Raw genomic sequence first — 14,360 nt, 5'->3', positions numbered from 1 at the left:
TCCCTCCCCAGGCTCATCTCGTTTTAGCCCTAGCAGCACTAAGGCGAGGTGATCGTGTCCCACAATGAAACGTCCAGGCAGGCTTCTGGTGTGCCAAATGTAAACATTGCCACTGACCGTTCAGTTGGACTGAGTGGAAAGCAATCAAACCCAAGAAGCACGGTTAGGGATTTCGGCGACGCTTTACGTGAAAATTACAAATATTTGTAATAAATACAATGGGTTGCGTAAAGTTTTCGGCTTCGTTAGGATGGGCTTAAGGCCTCTCCGCCAAAGCTCTGGTCGGCTTGAAAAAGAGAACATCAGATCCCGCCTCAAAAACCATGCTATCGGCATCCCGGACTTCCGGTTTTCGCTAGCGACAAAACGCCCAGCGCTGCGAACACTTCTGGATTCTTGGAAATGACTGATATCGTCAAAAGCGCTGCGTTTGCAGTCAAAAAAACACTCGCGTCGAAAGGCATTCAGATACGCCACGGCATCGCCCTGGAGGTCATTGCTGCACTTCTTGGATACAGGACGTATGCGGCGCTCGTTACTGAAGAAAGTGACGAAAGCCTGCAATTTCACTTGGGGGATGCTGAGCTCATCGTTCTGGATCAGCATGGTGCGGGTGCTCGGCTTCAAGAGCTCGGATTGTCAGAATTCTTCGTCCTTGATGACTTTATCCAGTCATTGGTCGATTGCCGAGGCGCCGTATTCCAGAGCCTTCACGAGTTCTATGATGACTATGCCCATGAGGCCATTCGGGAGGTTATTCTTTCCAGTGAGAGCGTCATAGCAGTGATGGAAAATACAACAGCCAACTCACCTTATTGGGTGGAACTCGATGATCGATGGCGGGTGAGTGGAGAGGTTTGGAGTTCTATAGATAGCTGGAGATTTGAGGCCTTCGGTATTATGGATGGGGAGCATCTGGGGACTTTTCCTGATCCAGAGGACGCACAACAATTTGAAGATACCGGCGAAATCCATTGTGATGGTTGGCTTGAATTCGTTAAAGCTGGGCGCTCTGGTCTGAAGCTTTCAGGCAGTGGTGGCAAAGCTGATTAAATTGGTTCACAGACCTCGAGCCGCTTTTTATATGTTGTCACGCCAAGCTCTCTCAGTGGAACACCACCTTGTAGACTGCGTGGTATTGCTGGCGGCAATTTAGGCCTGTGCTTTCCATGATGCTCGCATATCTGGAGCTGGCTAATAGTATGGTGAGTATCAGTAGCGCATGATCGAGCCCGCTTTTGTCTGCTATTTTCTGGCAAGTTGCCCGTTAGCTGAGAGAGCGTCCGGCAAGACGATTACAGAGATCTTGGGTTCATGCTGAGTAGAATGGTTTATCTAGGGTGTTCCCCAATGCGCCCGAGTTGGTATTTCAATCTGCTCGGGCTCGCGTGAAGAAGGGCGTTCAGTGCGTAAAAAGCCCTGTCCCGAAAGCGCGCCTCAAATTTACGCATCAATTCATGGCTAAAGAGCGCCGGCTCAACCTGTTTATCTTCAACGGCATCTTTGTTGATGTGGATCAATCTGGCCCTAAGCAGGCTATTCCAGATAGGATGGGTTAATGCGGTGTCCGCCATCCGTTTGCACCTGGAGCTCCCCGGCGTCCGGTAGTGATTACGTGTGATGTGCTCAAGAACCATTCTCTGCTGCATGGTCAGCTTTCTAAGAGATAGCGCAACGTCTGTCACCTGAGCTGCGAGTCGACACTCAGTGTCCGGGTTGATATCCAGCACTGATAGAAGATCAGGCTTAAGGTCTTCAAGCCATTGCTCTGTGAGCTGAACCGATGCCAAATCGAGCTCGTGACGGTAAGGGCCTCTGCGGCTCATGCGCTCCTTCAGTGGATGATAATGCCCGAAGGTGTAGGGTGAACCGTCGTTGAAGCCCTTCTCATGCTCAGGGCAAACCAAGGCAACGTTGTAAGTGTGGTTCCAGTTCTTGACCTCTTTCAGCTCGCCATGACGGTTGAAAATTCTGGTTAACTTGGCCTCGACTCGCCCATCAACAATTAGCGGCCTCCCACAGGTAAGCTTTTCGCAGAGCCCTTTAGATCGATAAAGGGCTTTTTTGATCTCTCCAGCGTTTGTGACGGATTGCGGGTCAAGCTGCCAAGCTCGCCCCAGAGCAGCAGTTCGAATTCCATACGGATCATCGGAAGGAAGGTCGGGGCAGTGAACGTTGAAAGCTAAGGACTCTGGCACCTGCAGGGTAAGAGCTTCGATTGCTTTAGCTTTCATCGACAGAACATTTTTTCGTCGATAATCACTATTCATAGTCGCTAGCATCATCGGGTACGACATCAAAAGGATGTTGTCGTTGATGTAGAGGTTATCAATGAGCTCTTGTTGCTTCTCATTGGGCATCTCATTGCCAACGATCAGCAGGTAGCTCAGCTCAATGCGTGTCCAAGGGTGTGGATCACCAGACGAAAGGAAAAGCTGGAGCGGATAGTTCACGAACAGTCTAGAGAGATTTGTTAATAGACTGTTTCGATGGCAGGTAGCATTGAGATGCTTTTGCCAGTCTTTTACTTGGTCAATTGCGTCGATTGTATCTTTGTGAAAATACTCGCCCCCAAGCACATCTCGTGTGAAGACGCGCTTGGCCGACTGCTCAATCTCAACGAGGGTAATCTTGATCGTTCGCCCCTGCGTAGTGAGGTAGCAGAAATCCGTTATTCTGGAAAATGGGAGGCGTAACTGATTGAGTAGTGAGTCAAGGTAGAGGCCTCCAGCGTAGAGCTCCGGTGTATGCAGTAAGAAGGGGTTATCGATAATTGCTTTCTGCAAATGCTTTTCATGATGATCGTCACCGCGCTCCTCAAGGTTTATAACGTAGGAGCTTTTAGGAGCCTCTTTAGGGCGCTGAGCTTGACTCCCCCTAACTTTGTAGGCGTTCTTCGAGCTTGGCGCCTCTTTTTGCTCAATCCTTTTCTTTCCAGGCTTGGATGGCATAGGCGTGTTGATTAGATTGATAAACGACGAAACGATGTTCTGAATTTCAGGTCGTGTATGCAGCATGTAAGAGCCTCTACAGCGTAAACATCTTGCCAACCTTTTTTGCGTGACTATTCAGGGGGGGGCAGATGTTGTGTAAATTCTTGAGCGATTCGGATAAGTGCTTCGCTGGAACATGGTAATACTGTGGACTAAAGTGATTGCGTCGGCTTAAAGCAAGCGGATAACACTGCACTTAAGGCTGAAATCGGGTAGGTAGCCAGGCCTGCGCCCAAACCCAGCTCTCGAGAAATTGGTTCACGTGAACGAATTTTTCAGGCTTTCCCTGACGAATTCTATTTTAGTAGCGATCAGAACCTCCGGGTCATCGATCGCGGCCCAAATCACACCGCAAACCACTGCCTCCTCAGGCGACCACTCTAGTCCTTTCTCGTACAGCTCTAAAAATCTCGTGTTCCATAGCAGGCTGCCGCTCATACCCTTGGCATTGGGTAATGCGGTGGCGTGATCGCCAGGCTCTCTTTTCGCGTAACCTGGGTAGTGAATTGCGACATGCCTAACAGGATCAAAACACTCATGATCGGGGTTCTCCCCCTGAAGGGCCTGCATAAGAAATGGAAAGGCTAACGTGTTCAGCTCTCCAAACAACGTATGTCTGCGTTTGTTAAGGCTGATGGGGTCGTGTCGTTCTAGCCTGTACCCAGGTGAGCCGATCCAGAACAAAAGTTCACTTCCGACCGCAGAATATCGCTCAGCGACTCGTTCTATTGGTAGAGCGGTTATGTCTGAGTCCTCGGGAATCGGAGGTACGCGGACGGCAGCAGCATCCACTGGCCATCTTTCTAATTCTGGCTGTTCGGTAACTGCAATGTACTCGCCACCGGAAGTGGGTAAATGCGCGAGCACGCCACCTTCCGGTAGATCCGTAAACACATGGCTAGCGGTCACTAGGTAAGTTTCTCCAGAGACAGCTATGTATCCGCCACTTCCCCATGCCACTCCCCAGTCGGGTTCATCCGACATACTGATTGGCGTGCAGAACTGAGCCACATGCTTGGCCATTTTGTTCTTAACATCGGCGTTTATGGTTTCCCATTCTTCTTGAGTCACTAAAATTTCCTCATGCCGAGAAACCTAGGACTGATGGCAATCCTAGGATGAGCTGGTAGCCACGAATCAGCGCTTGTTTGGAGGTGTCTGCCGATTGACAGCCGGCTCTTCGGATCTGCGTTGATACTCTGTGGTGGGAGGCGGAGGAGGGGTCTTGTTTTCGTTATTCTGTATTTTTTTATCAGTCATGCAGTGAGCTCTCTGATGGTTGTGAGTACCGCGAGTAGCATGAAAAAACTGGCCCCCCAAACAAGCTCTTTGTAAGCCAGCTCTAAAGGCTTAGATTTTTCATCAATGGCGGTCTTGAGTTTTTCGAGTGTGTCGATGTAGCAGTTGTAAATGTGTAGCTTTTGATGATCAGCTTCAACAATTAGCAGGTATTCCGCCGTGCCACGGCTCGAGGGAAGGCTAGGGCATTCACTGATTCGCAAGGCGCTAAATGCATGTCCCCATGAGCAGGCCACACAAATGGCGGCAGCGGCGAAAGACAGAAAAATCACGAGGCTTAGGGGCGATGTTAACTGGAAAAGAATGCCGCTTTTCAATCCCGCCAGCGCGCTCACCGCAGCAATTACTATCGAAACGGCAGTCAAGAATTTTGCGCATTTGTTTTCAAAATGATCGAAGCGACCTTGCTCCTCCTTGAAGCGGTCTTTCAGATAACTGATGGTCTCATCCATGCAATGCGCATCCATTGAAGATTGTGAAAACTGTGCAGAAAATGAAGACGGGCGATCTGCAGGGATTGCTATGATCAAGCCATATCCAAGGGGTGGTCAATGAGCTTAGAAACCTACCGAAAACAGGTCATCGCTTGTCAACAAAATCTAGGAAAGCTTCAGGCTGAGAAGGGACGCTTCTCGCTCAAGGCAGTAGCTGCTTTGAAGAAAAAGCAGGAAGCCATAGCTGCTGCCACCCGCTCTAAAAGTCTATCAGTAATAAATGCGAAGGGGCGCGAGGCACTGCGTCATGAGTCTGATCATAATAAATCTTTGATTGAGACGGCCAAGATCGATCGCAAGATCGCAGATGAGCAGAAGAAGCTCGCGGATGCTCAAAAGAAGGTTGACCTACAGGCTGCACGGGATCAGAAAACGCAGGACGTCGATGCGAGAAAGAGGGAGGTCGACTTAAAAAAGCAGAAGGTCGAGCAGCAACGTAAGCAACAGGCACATGAGCGGCAAATGCGGGAGCTCGGAGCTGGACTTTTGCGACATGAAGGCATGCACACTGAGACTGCTCTGCAAATTGAAATGCTAAAGGCATTGCCCGAACGCATCACCGTTTTGTTCATGGCATCAGACCCTGGAAGCAATAAGCTTTCGCTCGATGAGGAGGCGAGGGCGATTGGGGAAAAACTGCGGGCATCCGAGTATCGGGATGCTGTAAATTTTCAGACGCGCTGGGCAGTCAGGCCGATGGATATTCTTCAAGCCATTAATGAGCTACAGCCTACTGTCGTTCATTTCAGTGGACATGGAACCTCAAGTGACGACTTGGTGCTTCAAGATGACCAAGGTAGACCGAAGTACATATCCAAGGAGGGGATCGTCAGCGCGATCGCATTCGGCTCTGAAAGTGTGAAGCTTGTATTTTTCAATACGTGTTTTTCGTTCAACCAAGCGAATAGTTGCGTTGCGAACGTAAACGCTGCAATAGGAATGAAACGAGAAATTGGTGACGACGGCGCCCGCATATTTTCGTCGCAATTTTACTCCGGCATTGGTTTTGGCTACTCGATTCCGAAAGCGTTCGCGCAAGCGAAATCTGCGTTGATGATGGAGGATCTCAGTCAGGCAGATATTCCTGAGCTCTATCTAAACCAGGCGCTTTCTGAGGGGGAACTGACGCTAGTGCGACCGCGAAAGATCTAAAAGGATCAATTGATTTTTGCTCACTCTGAGTAAGAGGTACGGTCTATTAGCTCGCTTGGTATGTAATGAAACCAGAGGTGCAAAGGCCCTCTGCCGGGGTGATTACTTCACAGATTCAGAAAGTCTGCGGCACCTCGATCTCTTCTTGCTTGGTTTTTTAGTGTAATGTTCTGCCAAGGCCTTCTACGGGTGCGATGAAGCCATGGTTGTCACCAATTCCTACTACACGAAGTCCGCCAAGGAGTTGGCCAGCACAGCGGGTGTGCGGTTGATCGATAGGGACGGACTTCAGAGCTACTTGGACGACTACAATCAGAAACTCATCGAAGTCTTCCAGGCAGAGGATGAAACTACCTAGGTCGCTACGTTGGTGCGCCGTGGCGAGGCGCACTTTCGCGACCAGCCACATTACGGATTGAGATAGGCACCGAGAAACGCATGGCCAACTTCAAATCAGCTGAGATGAAATTCCTTGATTCAATATTCGATATGGGAAAAGGGTATGTACTCGATTTTTCCGATCGAACAATGGGTATATTTTTTCTTGAAGAGCTGAACATCGATATTGATCATGTGATGTTCTCCAAGGATGGCACCTCAAAAGCCAAGCGTCTTCGGTGCCTACTGCAGAACGCAGACGCAGCGACAGTGTGCCGTGTGCTTGAGACGCTTTGGAAGTATCGAAAAACTATTCGGAGCGAAACCGGGACTGAGGAAACCATCGTAAATGCTGAAGGTAGGTTTCTGTCCTTGCTCAATTCTGTTCGATCCCCTGCGCAGCAGTCTGCTGTTGTGGACAACCCTTTTGCCGCCGCCTCCGTCACTGATCATTCAGAAGTATATGAGGCGCTTCGAAAAAAGCTTTTCGAAATACGTGAACTTCCACCTCATCAGCGTGGCTATGCCTTCGAAACGTTTCTGAAGGAGCTATTCGATTCATCAAGGCTTCAGGCACGCTCACCTTTTCGGTTGGTGGGTGAACAAATTGATGGCAGCTTTCAGCTTGGTCACGAAACCTACCTGGTTGAAGCCAAATGGGTGCGGGATCCGATAGGAGTGGCTGAACTCAATTCCTTCCATGGCAAAGTTGAACAGAAGGCGGCTTGGGCCCGTGGGCTTTTCATAAGCTACGGTGGTTTCACTGAGGTGGGACTGCATGCGTTTGGTCGTGGCAGAAAAGTTATCTGCATGTCCGGGGAAGACATCTATAAGGCCTTGGGGCGTCAAATTCCGATTGCTGATGTGATTGATCGAAAAGTCCGTGCGGCAGCGGAAACGGGTGCTCTATTTGTTCAGGTGGATGAGTTATTCACTAAATAGCCAATCGCGTTTGCTTCTCAAAGGTGTCCACGAAATAAGCGAGCGGTAAAAAGCTTGCGACTTCCATACGCATTACGGTATTCGGTAAGTTGGAATTCCTAATCCGCGAAGCAGAATTCAACTTGCTGGGACTTCATCGGTGGACGAGGATTTGAAGACTTCACAGATTGGCGTGGGGGTAGAAGCTCGTCATCTGATGAAAGCGCCAAATTTTTTAGAACTCCATCATGGGCCAGATCCGCTAGTTCTGCTTGGGTGCGACGCGGCAATGCGTCGACGGACTGCCCTGATTCGGCGCTGAGGGTAATGGCTACCAAGGTCAAAGGATTCACACTCAGTGGGCCACTCAGGGCCATGATCATCTCCAAGGTAGGGCTTGATTGACCTCGTTCCAGCTTCGAGACATATGTTCGACTACTGACTTCGGCAAGGTTTCGTTGAGTCAGTCCTTTGCCGGCGCGCATCGCTTTAAGCACAGCAGCAAAAGCAGTTTTGAGCGACATAAACACGTTCCTGATATGAGCCAATCCCTTGAAGCGTAAATACGCTGAAGGAGCCATTCTAGATATGTGGAAGCCTGTCACGATATCACTGTGCCCCATGATCGTGACCACCGAGAAGAACTTTTTGGCTCTATGAGTCACAACTAGGTGTGCAAAGGTGTGTGGCCATCCGCATAGCACGGAGTGTCCATGAATCAGATTCTTGCTTACAGAGAATCGCTGGCCATAGCAAAGCGTGTAGAGCGGATGTGTACCATGGTGCCCACCTAGATTAGTGTGCACCATGTTCGCCTTTTTATGCACGCGCATCTCACAAAAACGTTGTAGGTACTCCGCCACCCAACAAGGCCCAAGTGATTGGGGCGCTCAGGCTGACATTTTCACTCAGTTTCCACCTGCTGCTCTGAGTGCTGCAGCCTTTGCTTTTGCATGGGCTAAAGCAGCCGCTGCATTCTCATTATCCTTCTTAGAGGATATTGAGGTTTTCCAGGCTTCTCGTACCGATTTCGACTGAGCGATCACAGCGTTTACAATGTCTAGTGTACTGCTGGTACCAGAAGCCAGGCTGGTGGTGTTTGCGCCACAGGCTGAATGGAAGTCTACGGAACCTTTCTCAGGGAATTTAATTGTCTGAATATAACGAGGGTCGGCAACTGTCGCACTGAACTGCTCACCAGCCAAAGGGCCGTCGTTAAACAAAACGGTTACATTTCTGCAAGCAGAGTGGAAGATCGTCTCTTGTGCTTTTTCGTTTGCCCTTTTAGCAAAGACTAAGTTGTCGATGGCATCATCTTTGACTGGGCCAAAATTTGCTTGGAAATGGATGGTTTTAGACTGATCGGGTGATGTTATCTTGGCGTATGCCGTGTCCGCTTTCCGTTTGATCTCACCATCTCTGAGCACCTGATAGCTATCAATCGAAATCGGAAGCTCAGAATCTGCATTCAGTGCCAAGGCGCCTATCAGACTTACCGCCAAAGTGCCTGCGGCTTCAATGTATTTCACTCGCTTGTCTTCCACCTCGGTGCCGACGCTAGAAAGCAAATCCGTATTGTCAATTTTGGTCACTTTAAGGTGGGTATCTATTCCAAATGCGTCATCCTGGCGCAGCATGAAACGTGTCCTAGAATCGCTTTCCAGCTGCGCTTCAGTTGGCACCGAAATCATCTCTGGAGTGGTCTTCTTCTCTTTGTCTTTGAAATCGATAACCAATTGGCTCTTGGCTAGGGTGAATTTAGGTAGACCATCCCAGTCACCTTCGTAATCGGTACCGTCAATCAATTTTGCACCGTGCATTGGAGGCGTCTGATAGAAGGCTTTGGGTTGGGCGGAGCAGCCGGCAAGGATGGCCAAGCTTAGAACGGTAGCAGTGTGGGTGGCTCGCATGGTTTTTCTTCCTTGTGAACAGTTGGGCTTAAGGGCCACACGGCTGCCAGGATGGCAAGGGGCCATTAAAACCTAGATCCACAATCGTTAGCTGTCCATTCCCAACAGAAATCATGCGTCCAGGAGGGCGGTTGACCTGACGGTGACGCGTCCCTACAAATTTGGAGAGCGTTGCAGTGTCTGCTGAGCGCGAGGATGGACGCTCCTAATGCCAAGACGCCAGCCTCGCCAATGACTGATTCACGAAAGGTGGCCTCTGTAAAGCGGCGCGCCTAGATGTGCCGTGAAAAACCAGTCGGAAGAGGATCGGCTCACCCTATTTGGATTGGGATAGTCGCACCGCTTTTTTGGCCTCTTGCAGTCTTTGCTCAGCATGCATAGCCGGATCATCATCTGGCGGAGGGTAGCCTGCTGCTGCGAGAGTTTCGGCGCGCTCCTCAATGAGTAGACGTTCGGGATCTCGAGTGACTTGATAAGCTCTGCCCGGCACGCGCCAATTGGCATCCATTCGTGGCTCCTCAGGGGCTGACCGGCTTACTCTCCAACCGACTTCGTCGGGTTCTTTCGAAAGCAGGCACTCACCGCAGTTGGGCACGTGGTTTGCGATCTCATACTCACGCCAGTTCACCATGGATACGCCATCAATTCCGAGCGGTTTGCGCTCAATCAGCCAAGCAACAGCGTTAATGAACTGGCCATGAGAGTACGCAACGATGTCTTGGCCGGGATGCTCTGCAAGACACTCCAAGAAATACTGAGCTCTAGCTATGAAATCTAGAAATGACTCAGCGCCTTCACCATCCGTGAAACCAGGATCTGCTTTGGCCCAATACGCCTCCACCCATTCGCGCCGATCAGCGACGGTTGTGCTAGTGCACCGCGCGGGTTCAAGGTAAGTGAATTCCTGGATGGGCCATATTTCGAATGGTACTGAAGGGAAAGCAGCCACTGTCTGAATTGCAGTTGCTTGGGCTCGGGAGAACGGCGAGGCAACGATCAGATCTGGGGCCTGGACGAATGACCCTGCCACTAGGCGCGCTTGTTCGACACCTTTTGGCGTAAGAGGAATGCTCGCGTGATCCAGACTGGCTATGCCGGCGTTAGCCGCGCTTTCACCGTGCCTGATTAGCCTGACATGCTTCATCGAATACTCTCACAGGCTGGTACGCAGCGCGTTCCATCCATTGCTGATATTGGCGGCTTATGAGGTAGGGCCAACGGATCGTTGTCCCAACGATATCTGAACGCTTTGGTCAGTGGTCTGCATGGGCAGTGCGGAGCCTCTGAGCATACCGACAGCACTGTAGTGAGAAAACTATTCCTTGTGCCAGTAACGCTGCACAGTGGAGGCGGGTAAACCGAGCTTGATCACGGTCTCACGCTGAGTCATGCCCGCGACCTTGCACTCTCGCACAGCAGCCAGTTTTTCCTGAGAAACCTGAGCTCCGGAAGGTCTACGCACCAGCTTGCCATTTTCTATTTGGCTTGCGAAGTCGGCCAGAAAACGTGGCGAAGAAAACTCGCGTACTTCCGTTTTTACTTCGGCCAGTAACTCATTAGGCGATATTTTTTCGCGAAGACTTGTTGCGAGTACCAGCAACGAGATTGTTCTGAGGTCAAGGATCTCTGCTACGGATTCGAGCGTTTCAAGCGATACGCTGACTTTACCGTTTTCAAGGTTGTTCACGTGAGTGGGGTCGATGCCAGTCGAAAAATCCTCTGCTTTCAGATCACGTGCACGTCTGAGAACGCGTAGGACAGCGGCAAGTGAGTCCCTAGCAAGCATTGGAATCTCCAAATGCGAGGATAAGGCCACATTGCTAAAACCCATTCCATCTAATATATTCAGCGTTGGGTGTGGCTGGTTGATATCACTGCGTATCGCCTACCAGCAGGGAAACGCCAGAGCTCCTCCCAGCAGGGGCTCCCGCGCGCACCTCCCTGATACCGGAACATGGCTACATTTGGGGAAGCTGTAGATTTCAACTGCTCCAGAACTCTATTACGTGAATAAAAGGTAAATGTTGTAATGAAGTTTGATTGCCTAAAAGTTTCCGGAACGCTCGGCTATGTTCGATCTGTGATACCCATGAACGGTGGGTATAAAGCCAAGATCAGTATTGATGGATCTATCATTCCTAATTTGACAATGACCAGTAAAATTTACGAAGAATTAGAGGTTGGCCAAAGTGTGACATTGTATGGGATGTTCAAGAACAGTAGTAAAAAAGAAAAAAATATTGGTGTGATTTATGGTGTTCAAAAAGAAGGTGGTGAGAAAATGTTCGCTACTTCCTTTAGGCTCATGGTACCAATGATTTTAGCGGGCGCCGCTGCTCTCGCATTCTGCATGGTATTTCTCATAGGCTGGTTTCCTTCTCTATTCGCATTGATCTTCTTATTCGGACAAGATCAAAGCTATATGTATAACGCTACAGTGCTGACAATAGTTGAAGCTGGGTTGGTTGCGTTGTTTTTCCTTTGGCGTGCCTGGGTAATTTTCAGTGCCACCTCGAGGCCGGAATCGTGGGAAATTATTGCCCCTTCCACGCTGTCGAGTCGCTTCAGCAAGTTTCATAAGGAGTAATGTTCGCGGCTGGCGAGAAAAGCGAAATTATTGGCCCACAAATTCGCTAGAAACTGAACTCAGGCAAATCCCGGCGCGCTAAGCATTATGCAAGCGGAGCGCGCAGGCGTGCAGGATGAGCGCCCGAAGGGCCGAGACGCGGTTTGCCGTGGCTCGGTTCACGCCAGCCATCCGCCGAAGGCGGCACGCCAAAGCCACCATCCAGCATTGTAAAAAGGAGGCTGAAATGACCCGCGATTTACTCCGCGAGCGTGAGAGAACTAGGCGAAGGGTTCTGTGGGCGCTTGCCAGCCTCCATCCTGGTGATTCAAGTGCATCCGACCTCCTTGCCATCCTCAATGATTTCGATGACCAAGAGCGAAACGACAACTCCTGTAGCGATAAGCCACTCGAACTCATTGAGGTTCGTAACTCTGTCTCGGTGATGCGCCATAACTCGGGAATCGACATCATTTTGGAGCAGACTATTCCGCAACCCTGGAGAGAGCGTTTCTACCAGGCAAGCATCGGGTCGACGAGGTTGATTGATGGGCCTTACGCCGTAGACTGGGATAAATTTCTGACTGAATGGGAGCGTGAGATGCAGCATCTGAAAAATCACCGAGTTGCACAGGCTGCTACCAGCTAGAGCGGCTGGTTCGAGCGACGGCGGCGCAAGCATACAAGCAGTCGGTGTGGCCGCTGAAAGTCGCTACCTCAAACAGGAGCAGCAAGGTGGAACGGCCTTCGTTTTTTATTGATTTTGAAGCCTCTGGAATAGCTCCTGATAGCTATCCTATCGAGGTCGCCGTCGTGTCGAGTGAGACCTCCTTCAGCTCGCTTATCAAGCCAGTCCGGTACTGGACGCACTGGTCGTTTGATGCGCAAGACATGCATGGGCTCACTCAGGATCATTTACTTCAGGAGGGTGATACCCCAGACGCTGTAGCGAGAAATATGAATCACCTGTTTTCAGGCCAGGTGCTTTGCAGCGACTCACCTCAAGACAGTTTTTGGCTCGATGTGCTTTTCGAGGCCGCAGATCTGATGCCCACCTTCGAGTTGAAGCCTTTGGAGGTTTTTGTGGGCCGCCAGGCTGCCAGTAACATTTACCGTTTACTACCAACAACCAAGCACCACCGTGCCCTCCATGATGCAACTGCTTTGATGAACGCATGCCGTGCTTTTTTCGAAGCTTGAACTATCAAAAGGGATGGACACACTCAGCTCTACGAAAGCATTGAACCCATTGAACTTTGAATGAAGTTCAGCTTGTGTGACCGCTCGACACCCCAAGGCGACTGATTACTTGGATTGATAGAATGGCAAGCGGAGCGCGTAGACGTGTGGGATGGACGCCCGAAGGGCCGAGATGCCGGCGTTTGCGCCAAGGCTCGGTTTACGACAGCCTATCCCCGAAGGGGCACGGCCTAACGCCTGTCGCGGGAACAGAGGCCAAGACCATACTGCGAGGATTTTTCGATGGGAATCACAGACGATGACGACACTGTCTACTGCGACGTCCAGATGTCTTTAGCGCAGGGCCGCGAGCTGCTCCAACTGGTTAGCGCATTGAGGGAGTCAAAAGCCCATTCGACTCTCGACAGGGTTTTCGAGCGCATGCAAGAAGAGCTCAGCGCATCGATTGATATCGTCGAAAATCCACCGACCTGGGGCCCTTGGGGCCGACGCACCACTTAGCACCGGCACCACGCTCCATCCAAACTAGCGGCTAGCCTATCTAAAGGTCTGCGTACGCAGCCAAGCTTCCACTTTTTGCCATCGGCCAACCTCGGAAAGCTTTGACCTTCCTGTATCTAGAATCTCAAGCAGTCGCTGTCTCTCCGCACGAGAGGGAAACCAATCATCAAGCTCGACGCTGCAGTGGTTGGACTCGCTCAATGCCCATCTCACGATCATGTCCGCAGCGGCTCTGTAGTGATCTGCCATGAACAGGCGATGGCCATCCACAGACCAACCGCGCTTCGCTAGCTCATCGGTCACGTCAATGATGCCCAAGTCGCCAAAGTAGCCTGTGGTTTCAGGATAATGGATCCCTGCCAACGATACCTTAGCCACGCCGGATTCCCGATCAAAATATGAAAGGAAATGCCACCCGCCCGTGGTGCTTCCAGGATGAGGGAAATTGATGGCGGCTTTGCCTGTTATGTAGTTTTCGCGGGATGCGCGTTTGAGGTCAAAGTCGAACAGAGGCTGCTTCATGTAAGTTGCCGTAACCGAATCAGCCTTTGATGTATACCATGCGCTTATCGATCGTCTTCATCCAGCTCTGCGATCAGCTAGGCGCTTGGCCTTCGAGGGGGAGTGTTCCATTTGGCGACGGAATTTTAAACGATCATTTTTCTCTTGCTCGCTCGTATTGTGAGGCTACCCGCGCGGCTGCATAAGCGGCGGAAAACTCAGTTTGTTCAAACGCATCCTGTATGAGGCTCGCGTTGAGAGCAGAGAACACTCGATGGCCCTCATCAGGCTCAACAGCTTCTAATTGGGCACAATGGGTGAATCGCCCCGGGTTTCGTAGACACCTCCATGCCTTAAAATGAGGCCAATCAGGAGGTGCCATGAGCAACCCGCGTTATCCCGAAGAATTCAAAATCCAAGCAGTCAATCAAGTGACCGAAAAGAA

Annotated in this window: 14 protein-coding genes and 2 pseudogenes; 8 read left to right on the top strand and 8 right to left on the bottom strand. The window is 50.6% G+C overall.

Annotated elements, in window-relative coordinates:
- Window positions 1-402 precede the first annotated feature (402 nt).
- A complete protein-coding gene (locus tag HCF10_RS05830) occupies window positions 403-1,053 on the top strand; it encodes a hypothetical protein (RefSeq protein ID WP_167655052.1) in 651 nt (216 codons plus the stop codon).
- Between the two features lie 278 nt (window positions 1,054-1,331).
- On the opposite strand, the gene HCF10_RS05825 is transcribed toward HCF10_RS05830, so the two are convergent.
- The 3 genes from HCF10_RS05825 to HCF10_RS05815 all read right to left on the bottom strand — a co-directional run bounded on the left by HCF10_RS05825 (window position 1,332) and on the right by HCF10_RS05815 (window position 4,744).
- Window positions 1,332-3,017 carry a Shedu anti-phage system protein SduA domain-containing protein gene (locus tag HCF10_RS05825; RefSeq protein WP_167655051.1) on the bottom strand — a complete coding sequence of 562 codons (1,686 nt, stop codon included), beginning with the start codon at window positions 3,015-3,017 and terminating at the stop codon, window positions 1,332-1,334.
- A 234-nt stretch (window positions 3,018-3,251) separates the two neighbouring features.
- Entirely contained in the window at window positions 3,252-4,064 is an 813-nt protein-coding gene (locus HCF10_RS05820) for a trypsin-like peptidase domain-containing protein (RefSeq protein ID WP_167655050.1), read from the bottom strand.
- Between the two features lie 185 nt (window positions 4,065-4,249).
- Window positions 4,250-4,744 (bottom strand): hypothetical protein, encoded by a 495-nt coding sequence (locus HCF10_RS05815; protein WP_167655049.1) that lies wholly within the window; start codon window positions 4,742-4,744, stop codon window positions 4,250-4,252.
- A gap of 99 nt (window positions 4,745-4,843) precedes the next feature.
- On the opposite strand from HCF10_RS05815, the gene HCF10_RS05810 reads away from it, so the two are divergent.
- From HCF10_RS05810 to HCF10_RS05800, 3 genes and pseudogenes are all read left to right on the top strand, one after another.
- A complete protein-coding gene (locus tag HCF10_RS05810; RefSeq protein ID WP_167655048.1) occupies window positions 4,844-5,938 on the top strand; it encodes a CHAT domain-containing protein in 1,095 nt (364 codons plus the stop codon).
- A gap of 169 nt (window positions 5,939-6,107) precedes the next feature.
- A pseudogene (locus HCF10_RS05805) lies at window positions 6,108-6,296 on the top strand (restriction endonuclease); the annotation flags it as partial.
- 80 nt (window positions 6,297-6,376) lie between these two features.
- Window positions 6,377-7,258: a restriction endonuclease gene (locus tag HCF10_RS05800; protein ID WP_167655047.1), complete on the top strand. Its 882-nt coding sequence runs from the start codon at window positions 6,377-6,379 to the stop codon at window positions 7,256-7,258.
- A 98-nt stretch (window positions 7,259-7,356) separates the two neighbouring features.
- On the opposite strand, the gene HCF10_RS05795 is transcribed toward HCF10_RS05800, so the two are convergent.
- The 4 genes and pseudogenes from HCF10_RS05795 to HCF10_RS05780 form a co-directional block, all read right to left on the bottom strand.
- Window positions 7,357-7,761, bottom strand: coding sequence for a helix-turn-helix domain-containing protein (locus tag HCF10_RS05795; RefSeq protein ID WP_167655046.1), 405 nt, complete (start codon window positions 7,759-7,761; stop codon window positions 7,357-7,359).
- 384 nt (window positions 7,762-8,145) lie between these two features.
- On the bottom strand, window positions 8,146-9,147 hold the full coding sequence (locus tag HCF10_RS05790) for a hypothetical protein (RefSeq protein WP_167655045.1): 1,002 nt from the start codon (window positions 9,145-9,147) through the stop codon (window positions 8,146-8,148).
- Window positions 9,148-9,682: 535 nt separating this feature from the next.
- Window positions 9,683-10,291, bottom strand: a pseudogene (locus HCF10_RS05785) (histidine phosphatase family protein); the annotation flags it as partial.
- Window positions 10,292-10,462: 171 nt separating this feature from the next.
- The gene (locus HCF10_RS05780) at window positions 10,463-10,933 is read right to left on the bottom strand and encodes a helix-turn-helix domain-containing protein (protein WP_167655044.1); all 471 of its coding nucleotides are present in this window, start codon (window positions 10,931-10,933) and stop codon (window positions 10,463-10,465) included.
- A gap of 243 nt (window positions 10,934-11,176) precedes the next feature.
- On the opposite strand from HCF10_RS05780, the gene HCF10_RS05775 reads away from it, so the two are divergent.
- The 4 genes from HCF10_RS05775 to HCF10_RS31270 all read left to right on the top strand — a co-directional run bounded on the left by HCF10_RS05775 (window position 11,177) and on the right by HCF10_RS31270 (window position 13,414).
- On the top strand, window positions 11,177-11,734 hold the full coding sequence (locus HCF10_RS05775) for a hypothetical protein (protein ID WP_167655043.1): 558 nt from the start codon (window positions 11,177-11,179) through the stop codon (window positions 11,732-11,734).
- Window positions 11,735-11,960: 226 nt separating this feature from the next.
- Window positions 11,961-12,362, top strand: a complete 402-nt coding sequence (locus HCF10_RS05770; RefSeq protein WP_167655042.1) for a hypothetical protein — start codon at window positions 11,961-11,963, stop codon at window positions 12,360-12,362.
- A gap of 86 nt (window positions 12,363-12,448) precedes the next feature.
- Window positions 12,449-12,913, top strand: a complete 465-nt coding sequence (locus HCF10_RS05765) for a hypothetical protein (protein ID WP_167655041.1) — start codon at window positions 12,449-12,451, stop codon at window positions 12,911-12,913.
- A gap of 282 nt (window positions 12,914-13,195) precedes the next feature.
- Complete coding sequence (locus HCF10_RS31270) at window positions 13,196-13,414, top strand: hypothetical protein (RefSeq protein ID WP_237683061.1); 219 nt, start codon at window positions 13,196-13,198, stop codon at window positions 13,412-13,414.
- A gap of 36 nt (window positions 13,415-13,450) precedes the next feature.
- Here HCF10_RS31270 and HCF10_RS05760 read toward each other — a convergent pair whose 3' ends face one another.
- Entirely contained in the window at window positions 13,451-13,936 is a 486-nt protein-coding gene (locus HCF10_RS05760; protein WP_167655040.1) for a hypothetical protein, read from the bottom strand.
- Between the last annotated feature and the right edge of the window lie 424 nt (window positions 13,937-14,360).

The organism is Pseudomonas sp. B14(2022) (genome assembly GCF_012030485.1).
GTDB lineage: Bacteria > Pseudomonadota > Gammaproteobacteria > Pseudomonadales > Pseudomonadaceae > Aquipseudomonas.
This window is presented reverse-complemented; position numbering and strand designations above follow the sequence as displayed.

Coding starts and splice junctions, on each gene's coding strand:
- HCF10_RS05770 (WP_167655042.1), top strand. CDS start 11,961: ATGACCCGCGATTTACTCCGCGAGCGTGAGAGAACTAGGCGAAGGGTT.
- HCF10_RS05830 (WP_167655052.1), top strand. CDS start 403: ATGACTGATATCGTCAAAAGCGCTGCGTTTGCAGTCAAAAAAACACTC.
- HCF10_RS05775 (WP_167655043.1), top strand. CDS start 11,177: ATGAAGTTTGATTGCCTAAAAGTTTCCGGAACGCTCGGCTATGTTCGA.
- HCF10_RS05790 (WP_167655045.1), bottom strand. CDS start 9,147: ATGCGAGCCACCCACACTGCTACCGTTCTAAGCTTGGCCATCCTTGCC.
- HCF10_RS05780 (WP_167655044.1), bottom strand. CDS start 10,933: ATGCTTGCTAGGGACTCACTTGCCGCTGTCCTACGCGTTCTCAGACGT.
- HCF10_RS05760 (WP_167655040.1), bottom strand. CDS start 13,936: ATGAAGCAGCCTCTGTTCGACTTTGACCTCAAACGCGCATCCCGCGAA.
- HCF10_RS05825 (WP_167655051.1), bottom strand. CDS start 3,017: ATGCTGCATACACGACCTGAAATTCAGAACATCGTTTCGTCGTTTATC.
- HCF10_RS05795 (WP_167655046.1), bottom strand. CDS start 7,761: ATGTCGCTCAAAACTGCTTTTGCTGCTGTGCTTAAAGCGATGCGCGCC.
- HCF10_RS05810 (WP_167655048.1), top strand. CDS start 4,844: ATGAGCTTAGAAACCTACCGAAAACAGGTCATCGCTTGTCAACAAAAT.
- HCF10_RS05815 (WP_167655049.1), bottom strand. CDS start 4,744: ATGGATGAGACCATCAGTTATCTGAAAGACCGCTTCAAGGAGGAGCAA.
- HCF10_RS31270 (WP_237683061.1), top strand. CDS start 13,196: ATGGGAATCACAGACGATGACGACACTGTCTACTGCGACGTCCAGATG.
- HCF10_RS05800 (WP_167655047.1), top strand. CDS start 6,377: ATGGCCAACTTCAAATCAGCTGAGATGAAATTCCTTGATTCAATATTC.